This is a genomic window from Novosphingobium sp. GW835-FHT14H07 (assembly GCF_058793515.1).
Window position 1 is genome coordinate 17,927 of record NZ_JBXAFX010000035.1, and the last position, 20,730, is coordinate 38,656.

Genomic DNA, 20,730 nt, shown 5'->3' on the forward strand with positions numbered 1-20,730 from the left:
GAAGGCCCTTGACCGCGTGAACGTTCTCATTTAGGTGAACGTTCACAAGAGCGCTGATGGCGAGCATTTCGCGTGGCAGTGCCGAGGTTGTAAAAGGGGAGGATCATGAAGGTTTCCATGACACGTTCCGCTGCCGTTCGTGCAGCCAGCATGGGTGCCCTTGCACTCGCACTTGCAGGGCAAGCCGTCCACGCGCAGGAAGCGCCGCAGGATGCTGCTGCTCCCGCTGAAGAAGGCGAAGCCATCGTCGTCACCGGCATCCGCGCCTCGCTGTCGAAGGCACTCGACATCAAGCGCAGCGCGCAGGGCGTGGTCGATGCGATCTCGGCGGAAGACATCGGCAAGTTCCCCGATACCAACCTTGCCGAGTCGCTGCAGCGCATCACCGGCGTTTCGATCGACCGCAACAGCGGTGAAGGTTCGACCGTGACCGTTCGCGGCTTCGGTCCGGACTTCAACCTCGTCCTGCTCAACGGCCGCCAGATGCCCGCTTCCAGCCTCGGCGGAAGCAGCGGCGCCCCCGCCTCGCGCTCGTTTGATTTCGCCAACCTCGCCTCCGAAGGCATTGCCGGCGTCGAAGTCTACAAGTCGGGCCGCGCTTCGCTCGCCACTGGCGGTATCGGTTCGGTCATCAACATCAAGACCGCCAAGCCGCTCGAACGTCCAGGCTTCCACGGCAGCATTGGCGCCAAGGCGGTCTATGACACCTCGCTGTTCGATGGCACCAGCATCACGCCTGAAGTCTCGGGCATCATCAGCGATACCTTTGCTGATGGCCGCATCGGCGTTCTGCTGACCGGTTCCTACCAGGATCGCAAGGCCAGCCAGGCGCAGTTCAACGCGGGCTGGCGCGAAGGCTATCTCGGCTCGGAAAACAACTGGGGTTCGCTGGCACAGCCGGGCACGCCGGGCGCTGCCAACATCCAGAACCGCCCCGGCCCGAACGACATCTATCAGGTGACGCAGAACGCGGGCTACGATTTCACCACGTTCCGCCGCAAGCGCATCAACGGTCAGGCCGTGGTGCAGGTCAAGCCGACCGACACGCTGACTGCGACCGTCGACTACACCTTCTCGCAGAACACCATCGACGCCCGCACCAACTCGATCGGCGTCTGGTTCAACCACGGCGACACCTCGAGCAGCTGGACCGATGGCCCGGCAGCTGGCCCGAACTTCTATGCCGAGAACTTCGGTGGCACCGACAAGGACCTCGCCATCACCGGCGCAGTTGCGGCCAACCGCTCGCGCAACCAGTCGATCGGCGGCAACCTCAAGTGGGATGGCCCCGGCGGCCTGCGCCTCGAACTAGATGGTCACCACTCGACCGCCGAAAGCAAGCCGACCAAGCCTTATGGTTCGGGCATTGCCGTCGGTAGCGCGATCTTCGGCGTGAAGTCGCAGAAGGTCGATTACACCTCCGACATGCCCGTCATCAGCGTTCAGATGTATCCGGGGGCCGAGATCAAGGCCTCGAACATCCGCCCTGCCGGCAACGCCTTCCGCACCGCCTACATGCGTGACGAGATCAACGAAGTTACTTTCCGCGGCGGTTGGGATTTCGACGCCTCGTTCATCGACAGCCTCGACTTCGGCGTCACCTACACCGAGAACAAGGTGCGCTCTGCATTCGGCGTTATCCAGAACGATACCTGGGGCGGCACGCTTTCCGCAGCCGAAACCCCGGATGACCTCTACCAGATCCGTGACCTGCCGAAGGACTTGGCGGGCATGTCGGGCTCAAACGATGGCTCGATCATCCCGAACTACTTCAACATCGACACGGACGGCCTGATCCGTCTGCTCGACAGCAAGATCGGGATCTGCAGCACCGCCGTCACTGCCGGCACCTGCATTGCCAAGTACACGACCGACCGCACCGTCCGCGAACGGACCTGGGCGCCGTACCTGCAGACCAAGCACTCGTTCGATCTGGGCGCGGGCACGGCTAACCTGCGCTTCGGCCTGCGCTACGAGAAGACCAAGGTCGACTCCACTGCGCAGGTTCCGATCCCGGTCCGCACGATCTGGACCGGCGGCAACGAAACCGCGATCGATTATGGCAATCCGCAGCAGGTCGCTGCCGCCTCGCTCAAGGGTGAGTACGAGAACTGGCTGCCGGCCATCGACTTCGACATGGAGCCGATCAACAACGTCCGCCTGCGCGCATCGTATAGCCAGACGATCACCCGTCCTGACTATGCCTCGCTGCAGGGTGGCACCACGCTGGCTTCGCCGATCCGCATCGGAGGCAGCACGGCCTCGAGCGGCAACCCCGGCCTGCTGCCCTACAAGTCCAACAACGTCGATCTCTCGGCCGAATGGTACTACGCGCCGGCGAGCTACGTTTCGGTGGGCTTCTTCCACAAGGTCGTGAAGAACTTCATCAGCCAGACGCAGGTCAACCAGCCCGCGTTCGGCCTGACCAACGCTGCTGCCGGTGCCAATGCCGCAGCAGCGCGGGCAGCGCTGGGTCCCAATGCTACGGCGCAGCAACTGCTCGATTACATCGGCGCCAACTTCCCCTCGACGGTCATTCGTGACAACAACGGGGTCGTCACCGGCGTCATCGGCCAAGCCTCTGATCCGCTGGTGAACTTCATCACCACGCAGCCGACCAACAGCGATCAGAAGGCCAAGCTGTGGGGCTGGGAATTCGCGGTCCAGCACAGCTTCTGGGATACCGGCTTCGGTGCGATCCTGAACTACACCGTGGTGAAGAGCGACACGAAGTTCGACAACACCCTGCGTTACACCATCCCGCAGTTCGCGGTGAACGGGGTCAGCGACAGTGCCAACGCCGTGCTGTTCTACGACAAGAACGGCCTGCAGGCGCGCGTTGCATATAACTGGCGCGATGGGTTCCTCTCGGGCTACGGCTTCGATCCGTACTACGTGAAGGCCTATGGCCAGTTCGACGCCAGCGCATCGTACGAAATCCGCAAGGGCGTGACGGTGTTCGTCGAAGGCATCAACATCACCAACGCCGACCGCAAGGGCTACCAGCGCAACACCCAGACCGTGTTCTTTGCGGCACCGGGATATGCGCGCTATGCTGCCGGTGCGCGGTTTACCTTCTGAGCCTGAGGGGATGACCTTCGGGTAACGAAGAACCGGCGGCCCGTATTGCTTCGGCAGTGCGGGCCGCAGGGGTTTTCAAGGACTGACAGGCTGGCCGGATCAACCGGCGGCTGAAACGGGTGAGAGATGATCGGGTCGGTGAAGCAGGTTGTAATCGTCGGAGGCGGCACCGCAGGGTGGCTCTCCGCGTGCCTGCTGGCCGCGCGACGGCCCGAGCTGGCAATCACGCTGGTCGAGGCGCCCGACATCCCGACAATCGGCGTCGGCGAGGGCACCTGGCCGACGATGCGCGAAACGCTCTCGACCATCGGCATTCCCGAGGCCGAGTTCCTTGCCGAGTGCGACGCTTCGTTCAAGCAGGGTTCGCGCTTCGATGGCTGGGTCGATGGTTCGGCGCAGGACAGCTACCTCCACCCGTTCACACCGCCCCCGCCGGGCGACATGGCCGCCATGCTGCAGGCGTGGCGCGCACAGGCACCGGAATTGTCCTTCGCAGCGCTGGTGACGCCACAAGCTGCGGCCTGCGAGGACAACCTTGCACCACGGCAAAGGGCCATGCCCGATTATGCCGGGGCGCTGAACTACGGTTATCATCTCGATGCCGGCAAGTTCGCCGCACTGCTCAAGCGCCACGCGACGACGCGGCTCGGTGTGACGCATGTTTCGGCGCAAGTCATTGCAATTGCCGATGACGAGGCCGGCAATATCGCCAGTCTGCGCCTGCTCGACGGGCGCGAAATAGCCGGCGACTTCTTCATCGATTGCTCAGGGCTTGCCGCGATCCTGATCGGTGACCACTGCGGCGTGCCGTGGGTGGACCGGTCCGACGTGTCCTTCAACGACAGCGCGCTTGCCGTGCAGGTCCCGGTCGAACCCGGCAGCCCGATTGCGTCGCAGACCATCGGCACCGCGCATGAAGCGGGCTGGATCTGGGACATCGCCCTGCCAACGCGGCGCGGCATCGGTTGCGTCTTCTCCTCGCGCTTCATGGATGATGCGCGGGCGGAGGATGTGCTGCGGAACTACATTGCCGCGCGGCTACCGTCCGCTGACCTGCAGGCCCTGCGCCCGCGCAAGCTCACGTTCTCCACGGGCCACCGTGAACGCTTCTGGCAGGGCAACTGCCTTGCCGTGGGCCTCTCCGCTGGTTTCATCGAGCCGCTCGAGGCCTCGGCCATCGTCACCATCGAACTGTCGATCAAGGCATTGGCCGAAAACTTTCCGCGCCGCTCGGATACGTTGGGCCTGCTCGCCGGGCGGTTCAACGAGCTGTTCCGCTACCGCTGGGACCGCATCGTCGAATTTCTCAAGCTGCACTACGTCCTCAGCCGCCGGCCCGAGCCTTACTGGCTGGCGCAGCGCGATCCGGCGACAGTCCCGGCGCGCCTTGCCGAGTGTCTGGAGCTTTGGCGCGATCAGCCGCCGTCGGCGTGGGACTTCCCTCGCATGGACGAACTGTTCTGCGCCGCCAGCCAGCAATACGTGCTCTATGGCATGGGCTTCCCTGTGCCGGGCGGAGCAGCCGACGCTACAGCCACGCAAGCGCTTGCCGAAGTGCGCCAGCGTTCGCGCGCCTTGGCCGCGGCATTGCCGTCCAATCGGACCTATCTCGATGCCCTGCGCCCCGTTGCGGCCGCAGCCCCAATCGCCATGCACGGAGCGGCAGTGAAATGAGCAACCACGCAGTCCTCAATCCCGCCGACCACGGCGAGTTGCGCATCGACACTTCCGCCAGCGCCGAACTTGGCGACAACGTCATGGCCTGTGCCACTGTCCCGGCCGAGTTCCGCTCGGTTCAGGCGCATTACCCCATCGTCCTGCGCCGCGACATTGCCACCGGCAAGCTTGAAGCGCTGGCGCTGCTGGGATTCGAGACGGGCGAGAACCTGTTCCTGCGCGATGGCACGTGGGATGCGCCCTATCGCCCGCTGTCGATGGCGATCCGCCCGTTCCTGATCGGTCGCGCGCCAACGCCCGACGGCGTGGGCCAGGTCCACGTCGATCTCGACCACCCCCGCATCAGCAGGACGGGCGAGGGCATGCGGGTGTTCGATGCCAGCGGCCAGCCCACGCCTTACCTGGAGGACATCGCCGCCAAGCTGGGCGACCTCGATCACGCCCACCGCGAATCCGCCGATTTCTTCGCCGCGCTCGATCGCTATGAACTGGCGGAATCCTTCACGCTGGAAGTCACGCTCGACGATGGCGCGAAGAACTCGCTCGTCGGCTATCATACCATCAACGAGGAAAAGCTCTCGACCCTGGACGGCGCTGCGCTGCAGGACCTCATGGCCAGCGGCCACCTCGCGCGGATATACATGATCATCGCCTCGCTCTCGCACTTCGGCGATCTGGTCGCGCGCAAGAACGCCAAGGTCGCCGGTGGCTGAAGCGACCGCCCCGAAGCTTCCTGCCGTTGCCGAAAGGACGCTTGACGATCCGGGCGGCCTCGACGCCCTGCTGCAGAGCACGCGCGAACCGTTCGTGCTGCGCGGACTGGTGCGGGAGTGGCCGCTGGTTCAGGCGGGCCTCAAGTCAGCCCGCGCCGCTCGCGCCTATCTGGTCGAACGGGCGCGACCCGTGCCGTTCACCGTCTCGCTGGCCGACCCCGGCTGCGGTGGTCGGCTGTTCTATGACGCTGCCATGCAGATGAATTTCAGGACGGCGCGCGGCAAGCTGGCGGATATCTTTTCAGGTTTCGATGCCAACGAAGGCAGCGCCGATCACCCCGTGATCTACCTCGGCTCGATCGACGTGCCGACGCACTTCCACGGCGTCGATACCGAAAACCGGGTGGATCTCGGCTCGCGCGATCCCATCACCAGCCTGTGGATCGGATCGCCAACGCGCATCGCCGCGCACAACGATTTCCCCGACAACCTCGCCTGCTGCGTGGCAGGGCGTCGCCGCTTCACGCTGTTCCCTCCGAACCAGTTCCGCAATCTCTACCTCGGCCCCATCGACAACACGCCAGCGGGCCGCGCGGTGAGCATGGTCGATTTCGCGGCGCCCGATTTCGAGGCTTACCCGCGCTTTGCCGAAGCTCTGGAGCACGGGCAGGTGGCGGAACTCGAACCGGGCGACGCGCTGTTCGTGCCTTCGATGTGGTGGCACCATGTCGAGGCGACTGAGCCGTTTAACATCCTGCTCAATTACTGGTGGCGCGATACCCCGCGCTACATGGGACAGCCGCAGACGGCGTTGACCCACGCCCTGCTCGCCATCCGAGACCTGGGCGAGGCGGACCGCGCGGTGTGGCGCGACCTGTTCGATTACTACGTGTTCTCGGGCGGTGATGAAGCCCGCGCGCACATTCCCGAAGAGGGGCAGGGCGCATTGGGCCCCATCGACGCGCAGGGCGCTGCCCGCATCCACCAGTTCATCCTGAGGAGCCTCAGCCAATGACCGCTTCGCATCTGCCCCGCCGCATCGTCATTGCCGGAGGCGGCACCGCCGGATGGATGGCCGCCGCCGCGCTTGCCCGAACGCTGGGCCCGGTGGCCGAGGTCACGCTGGTCGAAAGCGAACAGATCGGCACGATCGGCGTCGGCGAAAGCACGATCCCGCCGCTGGTCACCTACAACCGCCTGCTCGGCATCAACGAGGCCGAGTTCATGCGTGCCACGCAGGCGACGTTCAAGCTCGGCATCAATTTCGAGAATTGGCGGGTGCCGGGCGAGAACTACTTCCACTCGTTCGGCGGTACCGGCAAGGACCACTGGTCGGCGGGCTTCCAGCACTTCTGGCTCCACGGTCTGGAGCGCGGCCACACCGAGCCCTACGGCGAATACTGCCTTGAACTGAAGGCAGCGGAAGCAGGCAAGTTCGCGCACTTGCCGGACGACCGGATGAATTACGCCTACCAGCTCGATTCCGGCCTCTATGCCAAGTTCCTGCGCACCATGGCCGAGGCCGATGGCACCACGCGGATCGAAGGCAAGATCGCCCGCGTGGAGCTTGACGGTGAAACCGGTGACATCGCCGCGCTGGCACTCGAAGGGGACCGCCGCATCGAGGGCGACCTGTTTATCGACTGCACCGGCTTTCGCGCGCTCCTGATCGAAGGTGCACTGCGAGCGGGCTATGATGACTGGACCCACTGGCTGCCTTGCGACAGCGCCATTGCCATCCAGACCTCGAGCGTGCGCCCGCCCGTGCCTTACACCCGCGCCATCGCGCACGAGGCGGGCTGGCAGTGGCGCATTCCGCTGCAGCATCGGCAGGGCAATGGCGTGGTCTATTGCAGTGACTACGTTGCCCACGAGGCTGCGCTCGAAAAGCTGCTCTTGACGGTCGAGGGCGAGAAGCTGGTCAAGCCCAACCATATCCGCTTCCGCACGGGGGCGCGGCGCAAGCAGTGGCACCGCAATTGCGTGGCCGTGGGGCTTTCCGGCGGGTTTATGGAGCCGCTGGAGTCCACCTCTATCCACCTGATCCAGCGCGCCATCCTGCGCATTGTGCGGATGTTGCCTGCGGGCGCCATCAGCCAGCGCGATATCGACGAATTCAACGACCAGCAGTTCACGGACATGGAGCAGATCCGCGATTTCCTGGTCCTGCACTACAAGGCGACCGATCGCCGTGACACGCCGTTCTGGCGGCATTGCGCCAGCATGGAGATTCCTGCCAGCCTCGAGCACAAGATCGAGTTGTTCCGCGAAACCGGCCGCGTGTTCCGCAAGAACGAAGAACTGTTTGCCGAGAACTCGTGGGTGCAGGTGATGATGGGGCAGGGGATCAATCCGCAAAGCCACCACCCGGTTGCCGCCAAGCTGCGTGACGAGGAACTGAAACATCTGCTCGGGAGCTTGCGCGAACAGGTCAGCCGCACCGTCGCCGCGCTGCCCTCGCACGGTGATTACGTTGCGCGCTATTGCGGCGCCGAGGTTCCGGCAGCGGCATGAGCTTTCTGCTTCTGGCCGCAGCGGCGGTCCAACCCGATTGGCAACTCGTCTGGGCCGACGAGTTCGACGGTACCACGCTTGACCGCAATCGCTGGGTCCTTGCCGAGGACTGCTGGGGCGGCGGCAACGAGGAGCGCCAGTGCTATACTGCGCGCAAGGCCAACCATCGGCTAAGCGACGGGGTGCTGGAGATCATCGCCCAGCGCGAGGACTTCACCGGCCCTGCCTTCCCGCGCGATCAGCGCGACAGCATGGAAAAGGCCGAGGCCAAGCGGTACAAGCCGTTCACGTCCGCTCGGCTTTCAACGGCCGGAAAGGGGGCCTGGCTCTACGGCAAGGTGCAGGTCCGCGCGAAGCTGCCGCAGGGGCAGGGCACCTGGCCGGCAATCTGGATGCTGCCAGAGGACTGGGCCTATGGCGGCTGGGCGCGCTCGGGCGAAATCGACATCATGGAGGCGGTCAACCTCGGCGAGCCTTGCGAGACCTGCGAGGGTGGCCGCGAAAACCATGTGCTTGGCACGATCCACTTCGGCGGCCAACCACCGCGCAATCGCTATATCTCGGAAGAAACGCCGCTGCCCGATCCGACCGCCTTCCACACTTACGAGGTCGAGTGGGACAAGGATGGCATGGTCTGGCGCGTTGACGGCAAGGACTACGCTCGACGCATGCCTCACGAATGGCACACGCTGGGCTCTGACAAGCCCGGCGCGCCCTTCGACAAGCCGTTCCACCTGATCCTCAACCTCGCCATCGGCGGGCATCTGCCAGAAGGGCGCAATGCCAAGGGCGTCGATCCCTCCGCCTTTCCCAAGGCGATGGCAGTCGATTGGGTTCGCGTCTGGCAAAAGGCGCCCGTTGCGGATAACGCTCTCATGGGAACGATAAGCGGGGGTAACTGACCTACCATGGCGCGAAGGCGGCAGGCGGTAACGATCAAGCACGTGGCGGCTGATGCAGGCGTGTCGCTGCAGACGGTAAGCCGCGTCATCAACAACGAGGCCAATGTCCGGCCGGAAATGCGCGAGAAGGTCCAGGCCTCGATCGACAAGCTCGGCTATGTGCCCTCGATCGCGGCGCAGCGGATGAGCGGATCGCGTTCCTATCTTATCCTGGCCCTCAACGACCGCGAACGCACCATTGCCGACTGGCGGGCGCGCCAGGGCACCGACTGGGTCGACCAGATGCTGCTGGGCGGCATGCTCGAATGCGCCGAACATGGCTATCGCCTGATCTTCGAACTGGTCGACACCCACAACGACCATGTCGAGCGCGAACTGGGCGCGGCGATTGCGGCACTACAGCCCGATGGCGCGATCCTCACGCCGCCGCACTCTGACAATCCCCAGATTCTCGAGACGCTGACCCGCCACAACGTGCCGTTCGCCCGCATTGGCGCGCAAGTGCACAAGGAAGGGTTGCCCGATGGCATCATGGTCTCGATGGATGACGAAGGCGGCGCACGCACGGCGACCCGGCATCTGATCGGCCTTGGCCACAAGCGCATCGGCTTCATCTCGGGGCCTTCCGAGTATCGGCTTTCGGCCAAGCGCGTGGACGGATGGCAAGCCGAGATGGACGCGGCGGGACTTCCCACCGAGGGCCTGCTCGAGGCAGGGGACTTCACCTATGCCTCTGGCGTGCGCGCCGCTCGCGCCTTGCTCGCCAGCCTCGACCGGCCGAGCGCGATCATTGCCAGCAATGACCAGATGGCGCTGGCCACGGTCGAGATCGCCGACGAACTGGGGCTTGCCATCCCGTCGGATCTCTCGCTGGTCAGCTTCGACAACACTCCGCTGGTGCGCTTTACCCGGCCCGCGCTGACAGCCGTGGATCAGCCGATTGCCGAGACGACGGCCACTGCGGTGCGCAGCCTGATCGCCGCGCAGAAGGGCGAAGATGTTGCTGGCGCGGTGATCCTGCCGATGGGCTTCGAGGTTCGCGGCTCTACCGGCCCGGCAGCGGCCTGCGGGGCGTGATTGGCGGACAAGGCCGCGAGCACCGCTTTCTGGCGCTCTATGCGTTGGCGTGGGCTGGATCGACGATTGCCTATGTCCCGTTCCTGACGCTGCTGTTGCCGATGCACGTGCGCGAACTGGCGGGAAGCGAGGCCGTGCGCTGGCTTGCTGCAACGACATTTTTGGGCGCGATTGCTGCCAGCTTGTGCAACATCGCGTTTGGCTGGGCGAGCGACCTCGTGGGCAGGCGCCGCCCCTTCGTGCTGGCGGGGCTGCTGCTCTCCAGCGTCATGCTCCAGATTGCGCCGCGTACCGGGACCTTGCTTTCGCTGACCGCCGTGATCGCGGTGTGGCAGGTCGGGCTCAACATGATGTTGGCGCCGCTGTCTGCCTGGGCCGGGGATCAGGTGCCCGATGGGCGCAAGGGGCTGCTCGGCGGCCTGCTGGCTTTCGCCCCGGCCTCGGGTGCCCTTGCCGGAGCACTGGCGACTCTGGGCGATGCCTTCTCGCTGGAGACGCGCTTTGCCGTCGTGGGCGTGATCGTGGCGCTGTGCGTCCTCCCGCTCGTGCTTCTGGGTGAGGACGGCTTCGCGCAAACCCGGGCAAGGCCGGCCGAGGGAAGCGACGTTGCACGCAAAGTTCTCAAGGGCATGGCAACGCGCATGTGGCTTGCCCGCCTGCTGGTCCAGATTTCCGAAGCCTCGCTGTTCGCGTTCTTCTACCTGTGGTTGCGCTCGGTCGATCCGGGCCTTGCCGATGGCGCCATTGCCCGCGTGCTGCTGACGGCGATGGTGATCGGCGCGCTGGTCGCGCTGGTGGCGGGCGACAGGGCGGATCGCACCGGGCAGCCTGTTTCACCGCTGGTGATCTCGTCGATCGGGGCCGCGCTGGGGCTGATCATCATGGCGCTTGCCGAAGGACGCGACGGAGCGATTGCCGGGTACATTCTGTTCGGCCTTTCGACCTCGGCGTTCCTGGCCTTGCACAGCGCCCACACCCTGAGGGTCTTGCCTGACAGTGCACGGCGCGGGCGCGATCTGGGCCTGTTCAACCTGACAAACACGATCCCGTCGCTGGCGATGCCAGCGCTGACGCTGGCTCTTGTACCAAGCCTCGGCTTCAGCGCGCTTTTCGTGGTTCTCGCGTTGCTCGCCCTTTGCGCAACCCTGCTTCTCGCCGGATTGCGACGGACTGCCTGACACCAGTTTCGTCAAGGGTTGATTTCCACTCGCAAACGTGTGAGACGTCTGATTGAGAACGTTCACAGAATCTGGGGAAGTCGATGTCGAAGGGAAGCCTGCGTCCTGCCATGGCAAGTGTGGTGGCGCTATCATTCCTGCTGGCCGCTGCGCCGGTAGCAGCGCACGAAAGCCCGGTGGCCAATCCCGCGAACTGGCCGACTGCTCACAGCCCGTCGACCATCACCGATGCCCGGACCGAGCAGGCGATCACGCGGCTGCTCCGCCAGCTGACGGTCGAACAGAAGGTTGGCCAGGTGATCCAGGGCGATATCAGTTCGATCAAGCCCGAGGACCTCGCCCGCTATCCGCTCGGGTCGATCCTCGCTGGGGGCAACAGCGGGCCTTATGGCGACGAGCGTGCCGATGCGGCCAAGTGGCTCAAGCTGGTGAACGAATTCCGCGCAGCCTCGCGCAAGGCGGGGGCGGGGGTGCCGATCCTGTTTGGTGTCGATGCTGTCCACGGGCATTCGAACCTGCCGGGCGCAACGATCTTTCCGCACAACGTCGGACTTGGGGCGGCGCATGACGCCGAACTGATCAAGCGGATCGGTGCAGCGACTGCAGCCGAGGTTGCCGGCTCGGGCATCGAATGGACCTTCGCCCCGACACTTGCCGCCCCGCAGGACCTGCGCTGGGGGCGCGCCTATGAAGGCTATTCGAGCGACCCGGCGGTGATCGCCAGCTATTCGAGGGCGATGGTCGAGGGGCTGCAGGGGCCGCTTCTCGCCGGAAAGCCGCTGGCGGCCGAGAAGGTGGCCGCCAGCGCCAAGCACTTCCTTGCCGATGGCGGGACCGAACAGGGCAAGGACCAGGGCGATGCCAAGTTGGCCGAGCCCGAACTCGTCCGTCTGCATGCGCAGGGCTATCCGCCCGCCATCGATGCGGGCGCGCTGACTGTCATGGCCAGTTTCTCGAGCTGGAACGGGGTCAAGAACCACGGCAACCGGTCGCTGCTCACCGACGTGCTCAAGAACCGAATGGGCTTCGAGGGCCTTGTGGTTGGCGACTGGAACGGGCACGGGCAGGTCGAGGGCTGCACGCCGACCGACTGCGCCGCCTCGATCAACGCCGGCCTCGATCTCTACATGGCGCCCGACAGCTGGAAGGGCCTGTTCGATAACACCCTGCGCCAGGTGCGCGAGGGCAAGATTCCCATGGCGCGGCTTGACGATGCCGTGCGGCGGATCCTGCGGGTGAAGTACAAGCTCGGCCTGATGGGGCCGAAGCTGGTCGAGCGTGGCGATCCCGCAGCAGTGGGCGCCCAGGCGCATCTTGATGTGGCGCGCGAAGCGGTCGCCAAGTCGCTCGTCCTGCTCAAGAACGAAGGTTCGGTGCTGCCGATCAAGCCGGGCGCCAAGGTGCTCGTGACCGGCCCGGGGGCCGACAGCATGGCGATGCAGGCCGGCGGCTGGACCATCACCTGGCAGGGCACCGACACGACGGGCGCCGACTTCCCCAAGGGCCGCACCATCGGTCGCGCGATCGTCGAGGCTGTGGCCGAAGCGGGCGGTACCGCCGAGATTGCCAAGGCTCAGGGCAGCGTCAGGCCCGATGTCGCCATCGTGGTGTTCGGCGAACAGCCCTATGCCGAGTTTCAGGGTGATGTGCCGAACCTTCTGTTCCAGTCGCGCGAGGGCGAACTGGAACTGATGAAGCAGCTAAAGGCCCAAGGCGTGCCGGTGGTTGCGGTGTTCCTTTCGGGCCGTCCGATGTTCGTTGGACCCGAGATGAACGTGGCCGATGCCTTCGTCGCCGCGTGGCAGCCGGGCTCCCAGGGGCAGGGCGTGGCTGATGTGCTGGTCGCGCGCAAGGGCGGCAAGCCACCGCGCGATTTCACCGGCACGCTGCCGTTCGATTGGCCGCGCGATGCGCGCTCGCCGATGGTGGAGCCGCTGTGGCGGGTGGGCCATGGCCTCAGCTACGCAAAGCCCGCGAGCGTCGGCTGGGTCAACGAGGACCCTCGCGTCGAGGTGGGCAGCCTGCTGAGTGAAACCACGTTCATCCGCGCTGGGAAAGTGATCGAGCCGTGGCGGCTCGGCCTGGACAGCGTAGTCACCATGCGCGCGGTCGATGTGGCAGCGCAGGAGGACGCACGGCAGTTCACCTGGAGCGGCAAGGGCGACATCGCGCTCGACGGGCCGGTGGTCGATATGCAACGGCACCTCAACGGCGGCTTCGCGCTGCGGCTGGACTGGCGGCTGGATGCGCGCGGTTCTGGGCCGGTGACGGTTGCCTTTGCGGGCGTCAAGCTGGACGTCGGCAAGAGCCTTGGGGCTCTTGGCAAGGCTGCCACCCTGCGTATCCCACTGACATGCTTTGCGGAGCATGGTGCGAAGTTGGGCGCGGTGGGCTCTCCCCTTCGACTGAGCGCAGATAAGGGATTCACGGTCAGCGTCCGTAGCGCACTTATCGAGGGGGTGGGCGAGGCCATCCCCTGTCCGCCGGCCGCGAACTGACGGTTCCCCCGCGATGACGCTCGTGGTGAGCGACACCCCTTGGTTGACAACAGGGGTTTCGTAGGCGGCGTTTGGGCCTGGTTGATAGCAATCTGTTTGTGTCCCCGGATTTTGGCCCTGTGCGGATCCTGTCCGGGGACACAGGTTTCGTGCAAGAATGATTACCAGGCAGTCGCTCCCGCATCGATGGCAAAGTCGGCGCCGGTCACGTAGCGTGCCTCATCACTGGCCAACCATGTGGCGCACCAGGCGATGTCCTCCGGGTCACCAAGACGCTTGAGCATGTTCTTCTTGAGGACCGCCCCTTCAAGACCTGGGTCCATCTCCATATGACGGCGCGTGGCTTCGGTCTGGATGAAGCCAGGTGCGATCGTGTTGGCGCGGATGTTGTGCGGCGCGCCTTCCATGGCCAGTTGCCTGGTCATGGCAAGAACGCCTCCCTTGCCTGCGCAATGCGCGATGGCCGGAGAACCATCGAGAGCATGGCGCGCATTGGCGCTTGCGAAGTTGATCACGCTCGCCTTGCCGCTGGACTTCAGAAACGGCCATGCGGCCCGCGTCGCGAGAAAGACGATGTCCAGTTCCCCTGAAAGCGTCCGCTTCCATTCGTGATAGGACATGGTTTCGATCCAATTGAAGACTGCGAAGGCGGCTGCATTGACAAGAATGTCGATGCGGCCATGCTTCTGGCCGATGTGCTGAAAGGTCGCCCGTGTCGCGTCCTCGTCGAGCAGGTCGCACGTCGTGTCCGCACCGCCCAGGTCGAGACCGATCACGTTGGCACCCTCGGCAGCGAACATCTTGGCGCAGCCCTTGCCGATGCCGTTGCCGGCACCGGTAACGACGGCGATCTTGTTGGCTAAACGACCAGGCATCATTGCGCCTTCCGGCTGATTTGCAGCGACGCAAGAGCAATTGCTGCACCGGCACCGGCAAACAGAGCCAGGACCTGGAAGCTACCCATAAGTCCGCCGGCACGAAGGGCAACGAACGTCACCACGAGCGGGCTCAGCCATTGCCCCAGCGAGAAGGCTGACTGCCAGAAGCCGGTCCCGCGGCCCCGGAATTCAAAGGGCAGGATGCTCATTGCCCATACGAGAAGGGTTGGCAGGAGCATGCCGGCACCGAGTTGGTTGATGAAACATCCGGCAAGGAATCCCGTCACGTTTCCACCCTTGCCCATCAGCATGAATCCGATAGCCAGCAGCGTGAGTTCGATGAGAAGAAGCTTGCCCACACCGATGCGAGCGATCCGGGAGTACAGGAAGGTGCCGAGGGGAACACCGACGCTGGCAACAGACGTCAGGAAGCCGATTCGGGCGGCGCTGGTCAATCCGAGTTCGGTGAGACCGCTCGCGGCCTGAATTTGCACGGTATAGAAGAATACCGAGCCATAGATCGTCACGGCGACAATCGTTGCCATCCGGGCCCACGGAAAACCTGCCCAGCTGAGCTTGTGAGGAGCGGCATCAGCTTCCTCATCCGCATCGTCGTCTCCTGCGGGCTCCCATGTGAAGATCCAGACAAGTGCGAACATCACTAAAGCTGACGAATAGACCCAGAACGGCGTGCGCCAGCCGAAATCTCCGAGAATGCCACCGACATTGAAAAACAGAAGTGCGGACATCGAGGCAAACGCCGTCTGGCCTGCAAGCCATTTGTCGCGCTCGGCACCCTTGAAATAGTCGCCGATCATGGTTGTGGAGAGAACGTAGATCAGCGCCTCGGCAATTCCCACGCCAACACGAGACACCAGAATGGTAGTCAGGTCCTTCAGAAAGATTGGAGCCAGACCGACCAGCGCGTAAATCACGAAGGAGGCCTGCAAGAGCTTACGGCGGCCGAAATAATCCCCGAGAATGCCAGCGAACGGGCATAGCAGCGCCACGCACAGCGCCGGAAGGGTCAACACCATTGGGACAAGGTATTCATGTCCCGGGGTTGTACCGAATTCTGCCATGATCTGGGGTACGACAGGCGCAAGAAGTACGACGGCCATCGTGGTGAGCGTGATCGGCAGCAGCAGCGCGATCCCTGTCATGAAACTCGGTATGTGATGCTTTGTCATGGCAGCATCCGTCTCCTCGCAAGTATTTTCTCACGCTGCAATCGACCGGCGCGCCTGTTCGCAGCGGCGATCATGCAATGTGAAACCGGTCTCATACCTCTGCCGGGACCGACTCCTTCTGTCCAATCGATAGGAGGGAAGACTTGTTATTGATTTTGCCGAATTGAGATTTTGTGCGGTAGTGACTTCGTAGTGGACCAGAAGTCCCAACTGTCAACGCAGACAGCGCGCCTATGGTAGGTGGGGAAACACACCTGATCGTATTGATGGCGCGCCCGGCAGGACTCGAACCTGCTGCCTCAAGATTAGAAGTTATATGGTGGGGTCTAGGCAAGCTGCGCCCTGACCTTGTGGGATCGGCTGATTCTACGCCTGTTCTCTTCCCAGCGTTCCATTGCTGTTCCCGCATGTTCCTGCTATCGTGCTTACCGAGAAAGGGTCTGGTAAGCACATGGCAAAGGGCAGGATCACAAAGACGAGCGTGGACGCCACGCACCCGGCAGCAAAGGAAGTCCTGCTGTGGGATGACAAGCTGGCTGGCTTCGGCCTGAAGGTCACGCCGACCGGTGCCAAGGTCTACCTGTTCCAGTATCGACTTGGGGGAAGGGCGGGCAAAACCCGGCGCGTCACCATCGGTAAGCATGGTGCCTTCACGCCTGATGCCGCGCGGAAAGAAGCTGAGCGTCTCGCGCAATTGGTCGGCAAGGGCATCGATCCGCAACAGGAAAAGAAGGACGCCGCGCGCAAGGCGGTTGATCTGGCGTTCAAGGGATACGCTGCGACGTTCGTGGAGGACTGCCTCAAGGTTCGGTGGAAGTCATCACACCAGATGGGCGAAACCCTCCTGCGTCTCTACGCAACGCCTGTGCTTGGCACTAAGCCGCTGCATGAGATCAACCGCGCCGATATCCGTGCCGTTCTGAACAAGACCAAGGGCAAGGTCGCAACAAGCCGCAATATGTTCGCCACGCTACGCCGATTGTTCCGGTGGGCGGTTAGCCAGGGCGATATTGAGCATTCGCCCTTGGACGGCATGGAGCCGCCGCCGCTGCCCACCGCTCGGGATCGGGTGCTTTCGGATCAGGAATTGGCGCTTGCTTGGAATGCGGCGGGTAAGCTTGGTTATCCCTTTGGCCCGTTCGTCCGGTTGCTGATCGTTACCGGCCAGCGCCTCGATGAAGTCTCAAGCCTCGACTGGTCTGAACTGAACAAGGCGGCGGCGTTGTGGACGCTTCCCGCCGAACGGGCAAAGAACGGCAAGGCCTCGCTCGTCCCGCTCTCCACATTAGCAATGGCTGAATTGAACGCGCTGGCGAAGCGGAGCAAGCGCAAGGACGGTTGGCCGCGAACCGGGTTCGTCTTCAGCACTACAGGCAAGACGGCGATCAGTGGGCACTCAGCAGCGAAGAAGCGTCTTGATCGGGAGATTGCCTTGCTTGCGAAGAAGATGGACGAACCGATTTCCGTGGGGCCTTGGGTAATCCACGATCTTCGCCGGACTTTAGCCACAGGAATGCAACGCCTTGGCGTGCGGTTTGAAGTGACAGAAGCCATACTTAATCACGTCAGCGGCTCTCGGTCTGGTGTTGCTGGTGTTTACCAGCGGCACGATTGGGGGCCGGAAAAGAAGGCAGCTCTCCAAGCGTGGTCGGACCACGTGCAAGGCCTGCTTACGGCAAAGGATAAATCGAACGTGGTTGCGCTGGCCGAACGGCGGGCGTGATCGCATGGGGCGGCTAGGTTAGCTCCCGAACGGGCCGATTACCGCACGGCTCTGCCGCCCCTACTTTCCATGCGGTCGCCTGCGGAGGCGCTATGGCTGACAAGTGGTTACGCTCTGACGAAGTGCTCTCTTTGATAGATCTGCGCCGACCCGACTGGGCTGGAAATGATGAGAGCCGACTACACCCGTTCCTTTCGGGAGGAATGGTCCGTGCACGAGCGATTCAGGCCAGTTTTAAGCGATACCGGACGCAAGCTACCGAAAGTAATTGGGAAATTCCCCCGAGCGCTTGGGCTGCTCTCAAACTGGATTGGGGGCCGGGTTTTCTCGAACTTGATCGCTTCTCTGTAGACCGTTGTCGCCACGACCGAGAGGAGCTTTCCGACATCAAGTGCCTTGGCTTATCCTTCCACGAAGACGACCTCATGAAGATCGGGGGGTTGGGAGTACCGGCAATATCCGAGCGCTCCGAAAGCAGTGCTCCAATCGTTTCGCCTGCTCCGGCGAGAATCGCAATCGCCGCTGGCCCGGGAGCAAAAGCTGACGCGTTGCGATGGGAGCAGTTCGCAGCAGCGTTTGCGGTGCTTGCGGATAACGGCGGGTTGGATCTCAGGTCGGAGAACAAGGCTCACAAGAGTGTCGCGGATTTTCTTGCAGTACGCGGTCATACTGCTTTGAGCGTGGACACTGTCAGGCCACTAATCAGGCGATACAAGGCTTGGAAGGAAGGTCATTTGTTCCCCGACGACAAATCGGAGGAAGGCAATTAGTCGGCATTCCTCTTCATTGTTCCGCGAACAAATTCAAGCAATTCGCGACTGTTACCGCACCCCACGGATAGCCAGCGGCAGTTCGCTGGTTGGGGTGTGGAGCATGAGAGATGCACGCACTGCTTGATACGAAGGCTGCGGCTCCCCTGATCGGGGTTGCAGCTAGCACGCTGGAAAACTGGCGCGTCTCGGGTGATGGCCCGAAGTTCATCAAGACCCCTGGCAAGCGCGGCAAGGTTTTGTACGATCCTGCCGATATTGAAGCGTGGAAGGAAGCGAACCGCTACCAGTCCACCAGCGAAGCGGCGTGACCGGTGGCGCGCCTCGCACGGGTTCTCGGTCCCAATGAAAACCGAAACCGCCCGCTCCGGGCTGAACGGAACGAGCGGCTCGCAATGTCTCTGGCGGGACCCTGCGATGATACCGGAAACACCGATCATCCGCAACCGCTACGCATCATCCTGACGCACCTTGGCCTTGGTCCGAACAGCGGAGGGGCCTGCTATGTCTGAGCCCCTGACGTTCGACCAGCGCCGCAAGATTGCGCTGCACATCCTCACGCATGGTGAGCGCCTGAGCCGCCGAGCAGGAGCCTTCGTAGGACAGTGCGCAGTCGATCCGACCCTGCTGACTCCGAAGCAAGCCGAATGGTTCGAAACCTTGGCTGAACGCGCCGGCATCTCATTGGAGGCTGAATAATGGCCGATTATCCGAACGCGCCGGGTTTCCGTCCTGGCTCTCCCGAAACGTCCGAACAGGCTGCGGAAAGCGTGGCCGCTGCTGCGCTCAACCGCGAGGCTATGGCGCTCGCATTGATCCGCGCAAACGCCGCCAACGGCTGCACCGCCGATGAGGTGGCCGACACCCTCCAGTGGGAGCGCTATTCCAGCCGCCCGCGTCTCTCGGGCCTGAAGGCTCAAGGCAAGATCGTGGATAGCGGCAAGCGCCGGAAGGCGATCTCTGGCCGGTCGCAAGCGGTGTGGGTTCTCCCTGACTACGGCCCGCCTCCCGCCGACGACGGGCAGGACGATCTGCCGGGGCTGGCGGCATGATGGGCGCGGTTCGTGAACACAAGGGCCAGCGCTACACCTGTACCGCGTCTGTCCATTTCACCCGCCGCGATGGCACCGTGTCTGCGGTCCTGACGTGGCAGTCCGACTGCGCCGAATGTGGCGCGGCTTTCGCCTTCAAGATGGGCGCGACCAAGTTTGAGCCGAACCGCCGCTGTCGGAAGCATAGCCGACCGGGCAACCGGGTAGGGGGTGGGGATGGCAAGTGCGCCTAACCTGCGCTCGATCGCTGCGGCCCTTGGTGGGGAAGTGCGCGGCAACAGCGTCCACGTTCCAACTGAGGGGCATTCCAACCGCGACCGGGGCACAGTCATCAGTCTGAGTCCTGACGCTCCTGACGGCCTTCTCGTCCACAGCTTCAACGGCGGCAATGCGCTGGCGGTGAAGGACGAATTGCGCCGCCAAGGCATACTGCCTGAACGGCAAGAAAGGCGCGGCATGGATAAGCCGCAATGGCGTGAAACCGGCGTCTACGAATACGACGATGGCGTTGGTAACGTGGTCTATCGGACCAAGCGCCTTGAAGCCACAGGACACGCCAAGCGGTTCGTTGCAGAGCGCTTTGAGGATGGCCAGTGGATCAACGGGCTGGGCGATCTGCCACGCGTTCTCTATCGCCTGACGGACCTGCAAAATGCTGTCGCGATTGCTCGCGCTGCTGGTGAAGATGCTCCGCTGGTCTATTTCGTGGAGGGCGAGCGCAAGGCCGACAAGCTCGCTTCGATGGGCTTGGTTGCCACTGCCATTGCTTTCGGTGCGAATGGTTGGCGGAAGGAATATGCGGACGCCTTTGCTGGCCTTTCCGTGGTGATCCTGCCGGACAATGACGGACCGGGGAGGAAGTTTGCTGACACGGTGAAAACTTCCGTTGATGGTTTTGCCGCATCGGTCTGCATCCTCGACCTGCCGGGGCTTCCTGCTAAGGGCGACGTGATGGACTGGCAGGGCACAGCAGAGGATCTGCGCGCTCTGACGGCCAAGGCGATTGCAGGCGCTCTCATGCCGCTGCCGACGCTTGATCTTGCTGCGCTGTCTGCGGTTCAGCCGAAGCCCAAAGCATTTGCTGTGGAGCGGTTGGCACCATTGGCAGAGGTCACACTGTTCACCGGGCCGGGCAGCGCGGGCAAGTCGCTGTTCGGGCAGCAGCTCGCAACCTGCGCGGCGGCAGGGATGCCGTGTCTCGGCCTCGATGTTCGCCCAGGCGCTGCTCTCTACCTGACCTGTGAAGATGACGCGGATCAACTTCACTGGCGGCAAGCGTCGATCTGCAAGGCGTTGCGGGTGGGCATGGCCTCCCTTGCCGGTAGATTGCACCTAGCAAGCCTCAGGGGCGCTCTAGACAACGAGTTGGGCACCTTTGACGCTGACGGGACGCTCAAGCCTGTGGAGCGGCGTGCAAAATTGACCCCCTTAGCGGGGTGATCGGCGTCTAAAATTGACCCCCTTCATCTCATTGTGA

Annotated in this window: 17 protein-coding genes; 15 read left to right on the forward strand and 2 right to left on the reverse strand. The window is 63.5% G+C overall.

Translation table 11 applies throughout. The features are described from left to right. The first annotated feature begins 117 nt into the window (after positions 1 to 117). The 9 genes from AC1Q5P_RS19815 to AC1Q5P_RS19855 all read left to right on the forward strand — a co-directional run bounded on the left by AC1Q5P_RS19815 (position 118) and on the right by AC1Q5P_RS19855 (position 13,640). Positions 118 to 3,081, forward strand: a complete 2,964-nt coding sequence (locus AC1Q5P_RS19815) for a TonB-dependent receptor (RefSeq protein ID WP_492519835.1) — start codon at positions 118 to 120, stop codon at positions 3,079 to 3,081. 126 nt (positions 3,082 to 3,207) lie between these two features. Continuing rightward, positions 3,208 to 4,755, forward strand: a complete 1,548-nt coding sequence (locus AC1Q5P_RS19820; protein ID WP_492519836.1) for a tryptophan halogenase family protein — start codon at positions 3,208 to 3,210, stop codon at positions 4,753 to 4,755. Then, positions 4,752 to 5,471 (forward strand): SapC family protein, encoded by a 720-nt coding sequence (locus AC1Q5P_RS19825; protein ID WP_492519837.1) that lies wholly within the window; start codon positions 4,752 to 4,754, stop codon positions 5,469 to 5,471. Before AC1Q5P_RS19820 ends, AC1Q5P_RS19825 begins: the two co-directional genes overlap by 4 nt. Continuing rightward, entirely contained in the window at positions 5,464 to 6,486 is a 1,023-nt protein-coding gene (locus tag AC1Q5P_RS19830; protein WP_492519838.1) for a cupin-like domain-containing protein, read from the forward strand. The genes AC1Q5P_RS19825 and AC1Q5P_RS19830 overlap by 8 nt, the downstream gene beginning before the upstream one ends. Beyond that, positions 6,483 to 7,985 (forward strand): tryptophan halogenase family protein, encoded by a 1,503-nt coding sequence (locus AC1Q5P_RS19835; RefSeq protein ID WP_492519839.1) that lies wholly within the window; start codon positions 6,483 to 6,485, stop codon positions 7,983 to 7,985. Before AC1Q5P_RS19830 ends, AC1Q5P_RS19835 begins: the two co-directional genes overlap by 4 nt. Further along, a complete protein-coding gene (locus AC1Q5P_RS19840; RefSeq protein ID WP_492519840.1) occupies positions 7,982 to 8,887 on the forward strand; it encodes a glycoside hydrolase family 16 protein in 906 nt (301 codons plus the stop codon). The genes AC1Q5P_RS19835 and AC1Q5P_RS19840 overlap by 4 nt, the downstream gene beginning before the upstream one ends. Before the next feature lie 6 nt (positions 8,888 to 8,893). Beyond that, positions 8,894 to 9,964 (forward strand): LacI family DNA-binding transcriptional regulator, encoded by a 1,071-nt coding sequence (locus AC1Q5P_RS19845; protein ID WP_039336646.1) that lies wholly within the window; start codon positions 8,894 to 8,896, stop codon positions 9,962 to 9,964. Then, complete coding sequence (locus AC1Q5P_RS19850; protein ID WP_492519841.1) at positions 9,961 to 11,142, forward strand: MFS transporter; 1,182 nt, start codon at positions 9,961 to 9,963, stop codon at positions 11,140 to 11,142. Before AC1Q5P_RS19845 ends, AC1Q5P_RS19850 begins: the two co-directional genes overlap by 4 nt. A gap of 83 nt (positions 11,143 to 11,225) precedes the next feature. Beyond that, positions 11,226 to 13,640, forward strand: a complete 2,415-nt coding sequence (locus AC1Q5P_RS19855; protein WP_492519842.1) for a glycoside hydrolase family 3 protein — start codon at positions 11,226 to 11,228, stop codon at positions 13,638 to 13,640. 161 nt (positions 13,641 to 13,801) lie between these two features. On the opposite strand, the gene AC1Q5P_RS19860 is transcribed toward AC1Q5P_RS19855, so the two are convergent. Together AC1Q5P_RS19860 and AC1Q5P_RS19865 are read right to left on the reverse strand one after the other, a co-directional pair. Continuing rightward, entirely contained in the window at positions 13,802 to 14,515 is a 714-nt protein-coding gene (locus AC1Q5P_RS19860; protein ID WP_039336696.1) for an SDR family NAD(P)-dependent oxidoreductase, read from the reverse strand. Next, positions 14,515 to 15,708 carry an MFS transporter gene (locus AC1Q5P_RS19865; protein ID WP_492519843.1) on the reverse strand — a complete coding sequence of 398 codons (1,194 nt, stop codon included), beginning with the start codon at positions 15,706 to 15,708 and terminating at the stop codon, positions 14,515 to 14,517. The genes AC1Q5P_RS19860 and AC1Q5P_RS19865 overlap by 1 nt, the downstream gene beginning before the upstream one ends. Before the next feature lie 451 nt (positions 15,709 to 16,159). On the opposite strand from AC1Q5P_RS19865, the gene AC1Q5P_RS19870 reads away from it, so the two are divergent. From AC1Q5P_RS19870 to AC1Q5P_RS19895, 6 genes are all read left to right on the forward strand, one after another. After that, positions 16,160 to 17,431 (forward strand): tyrosine-type recombinase/integrase, encoded by a 1,272-nt coding sequence (locus AC1Q5P_RS19870; protein WP_492519844.1) that lies wholly within the window; start codon positions 16,160 to 16,162, stop codon positions 17,429 to 17,431. A gap of 92 nt (positions 17,432 to 17,523) precedes the next feature. Next, entirely contained in the window at positions 17,524 to 18,201 is a 678-nt protein-coding gene (locus AC1Q5P_RS19875) for a hypothetical protein (RefSeq protein WP_492519845.1), read from the forward strand. 110 nt (positions 18,202 to 18,311) lie between these two features. Next, complete coding sequence (locus tag AC1Q5P_RS19880; protein ID WP_492519846.1) at positions 18,312 to 18,512, forward strand: helix-turn-helix transcriptional regulator; 201 nt, start codon at positions 18,312 to 18,314, stop codon at positions 18,510 to 18,512. Positions 18,513 to 18,705: 193 nt separating this feature from the next. Then, positions 18,706 to 18,900 carry a hypothetical protein gene (locus AC1Q5P_RS19885; RefSeq protein ID WP_492519847.1) on the forward strand — a complete coding sequence of 65 codons (195 nt, stop codon included), beginning with the start codon at positions 18,706 to 18,708 and terminating at the stop codon, positions 18,898 to 18,900. Then, on the forward strand, positions 18,900 to 19,253 hold the full coding sequence (locus AC1Q5P_RS19890) for a hypothetical protein (RefSeq protein WP_492519848.1): 354 nt from the start codon (positions 18,900 to 18,902) through the stop codon (positions 19,251 to 19,253). Before AC1Q5P_RS19885 ends, AC1Q5P_RS19890 begins: the two co-directional genes overlap by 1 nt. Positions 19,254 to 19,469: 216 nt before the next feature. Beyond that, positions 19,470 to 20,693: an AAA family ATPase gene (locus AC1Q5P_RS19895; protein ID WP_492519849.1), complete on the forward strand. Its 1,224-nt coding sequence runs from the start codon at positions 19,470 to 19,472 to the stop codon at positions 20,691 to 20,693. Positions 20,694 to 20,730: the final 37 nt, after the last annotated feature.

Bases quoted from the DNA above. Each gene is read 5' to 3' on its own strand.
- AC1Q5P_RS19875 (WP_492519845.1), top strand. From the start codon at position 17,524: ATGGCTGACAAGTGGTTACGCTCTGACGAAGTGCTCTCTTTGATAGAT.
- AC1Q5P_RS19855 (WP_492519842.1), top strand. From the start codon at position 11,226: ATGTCGAAGGGAAGCCTGCGTCCTGCCATGGCAAGTGTGGTGGCGCTA.
- AC1Q5P_RS19840 (WP_492519840.1), top strand. From the start codon at position 7,982: ATGAGCTTTCTGCTTCTGGCCGCAGCGGCGGTCCAACCCGATTGGCAA.
- AC1Q5P_RS19865 (WP_492519843.1), bottom strand. From the start codon at position 15,708: ATGACAAAGCATCACATACCGAGTTTCATGACAGGGATCGCGCTGCTG.
- AC1Q5P_RS19860 (WP_039336696.1), bottom strand. From the start codon at position 14,515: ATGCCTGGTCGTTTAGCCAACAAGATCGCCGTCGTTACCGGTGCCGGC.
- AC1Q5P_RS19845 (WP_039336646.1), top strand. From the start codon at position 8,894: ATGGCGCGAAGGCGGCAGGCGGTAACGATCAAGCACGTGGCGGCTGAT.
- AC1Q5P_RS19835 (WP_492519839.1), top strand. From the start codon at position 6,483: ATGACCGCTTCGCATCTGCCCCGCCGCATCGTCATTGCCGGAGGCGGC.
- AC1Q5P_RS19880 (WP_492519846.1), top strand. From the start codon at position 18,312: ATGCACGCACTGCTTGATACGAAGGCTGCGGCTCCCCTGATCGGGGTT.
- AC1Q5P_RS19815 (WP_492519835.1), top strand. From the start codon at position 118: ATGACACGTTCCGCTGCCGTTCGTGCAGCCAGCATGGGTGCCCTTGCA.
- AC1Q5P_RS19885 (WP_492519847.1), top strand. From the start codon at position 18,706: ATGTCTGAGCCCCTGACGTTCGACCAGCGCCGCAAGATTGCGCTGCAC.
- AC1Q5P_RS19895 (WP_492519849.1), top strand. From the start codon at position 19,470: ATGGCAAGTGCGCCTAACCTGCGCTCGATCGCTGCGGCCCTTGGTGGG.
- AC1Q5P_RS19825 (WP_492519837.1), top strand. From the start codon at position 4,752: ATGAGCAACCACGCAGTCCTCAATCCCGCCGACCACGGCGAGTTGCGC.
- AC1Q5P_RS19820 (WP_492519836.1), top strand. From the start codon at position 3,208: ATGATCGGGTCGGTGAAGCAGGTTGTAATCGTCGGAGGCGGCACCGCA.
- AC1Q5P_RS19890 (WP_492519848.1), top strand. From the start codon at position 18,900: ATGGCCGATTATCCGAACGCGCCGGGTTTCCGTCCTGGCTCTCCCGAA.
- AC1Q5P_RS19870 (WP_492519844.1), top strand. From the start codon at position 16,160: ATGGCAAAGGGCAGGATCACAAAGACGAGCGTGGACGCCACGCACCCG.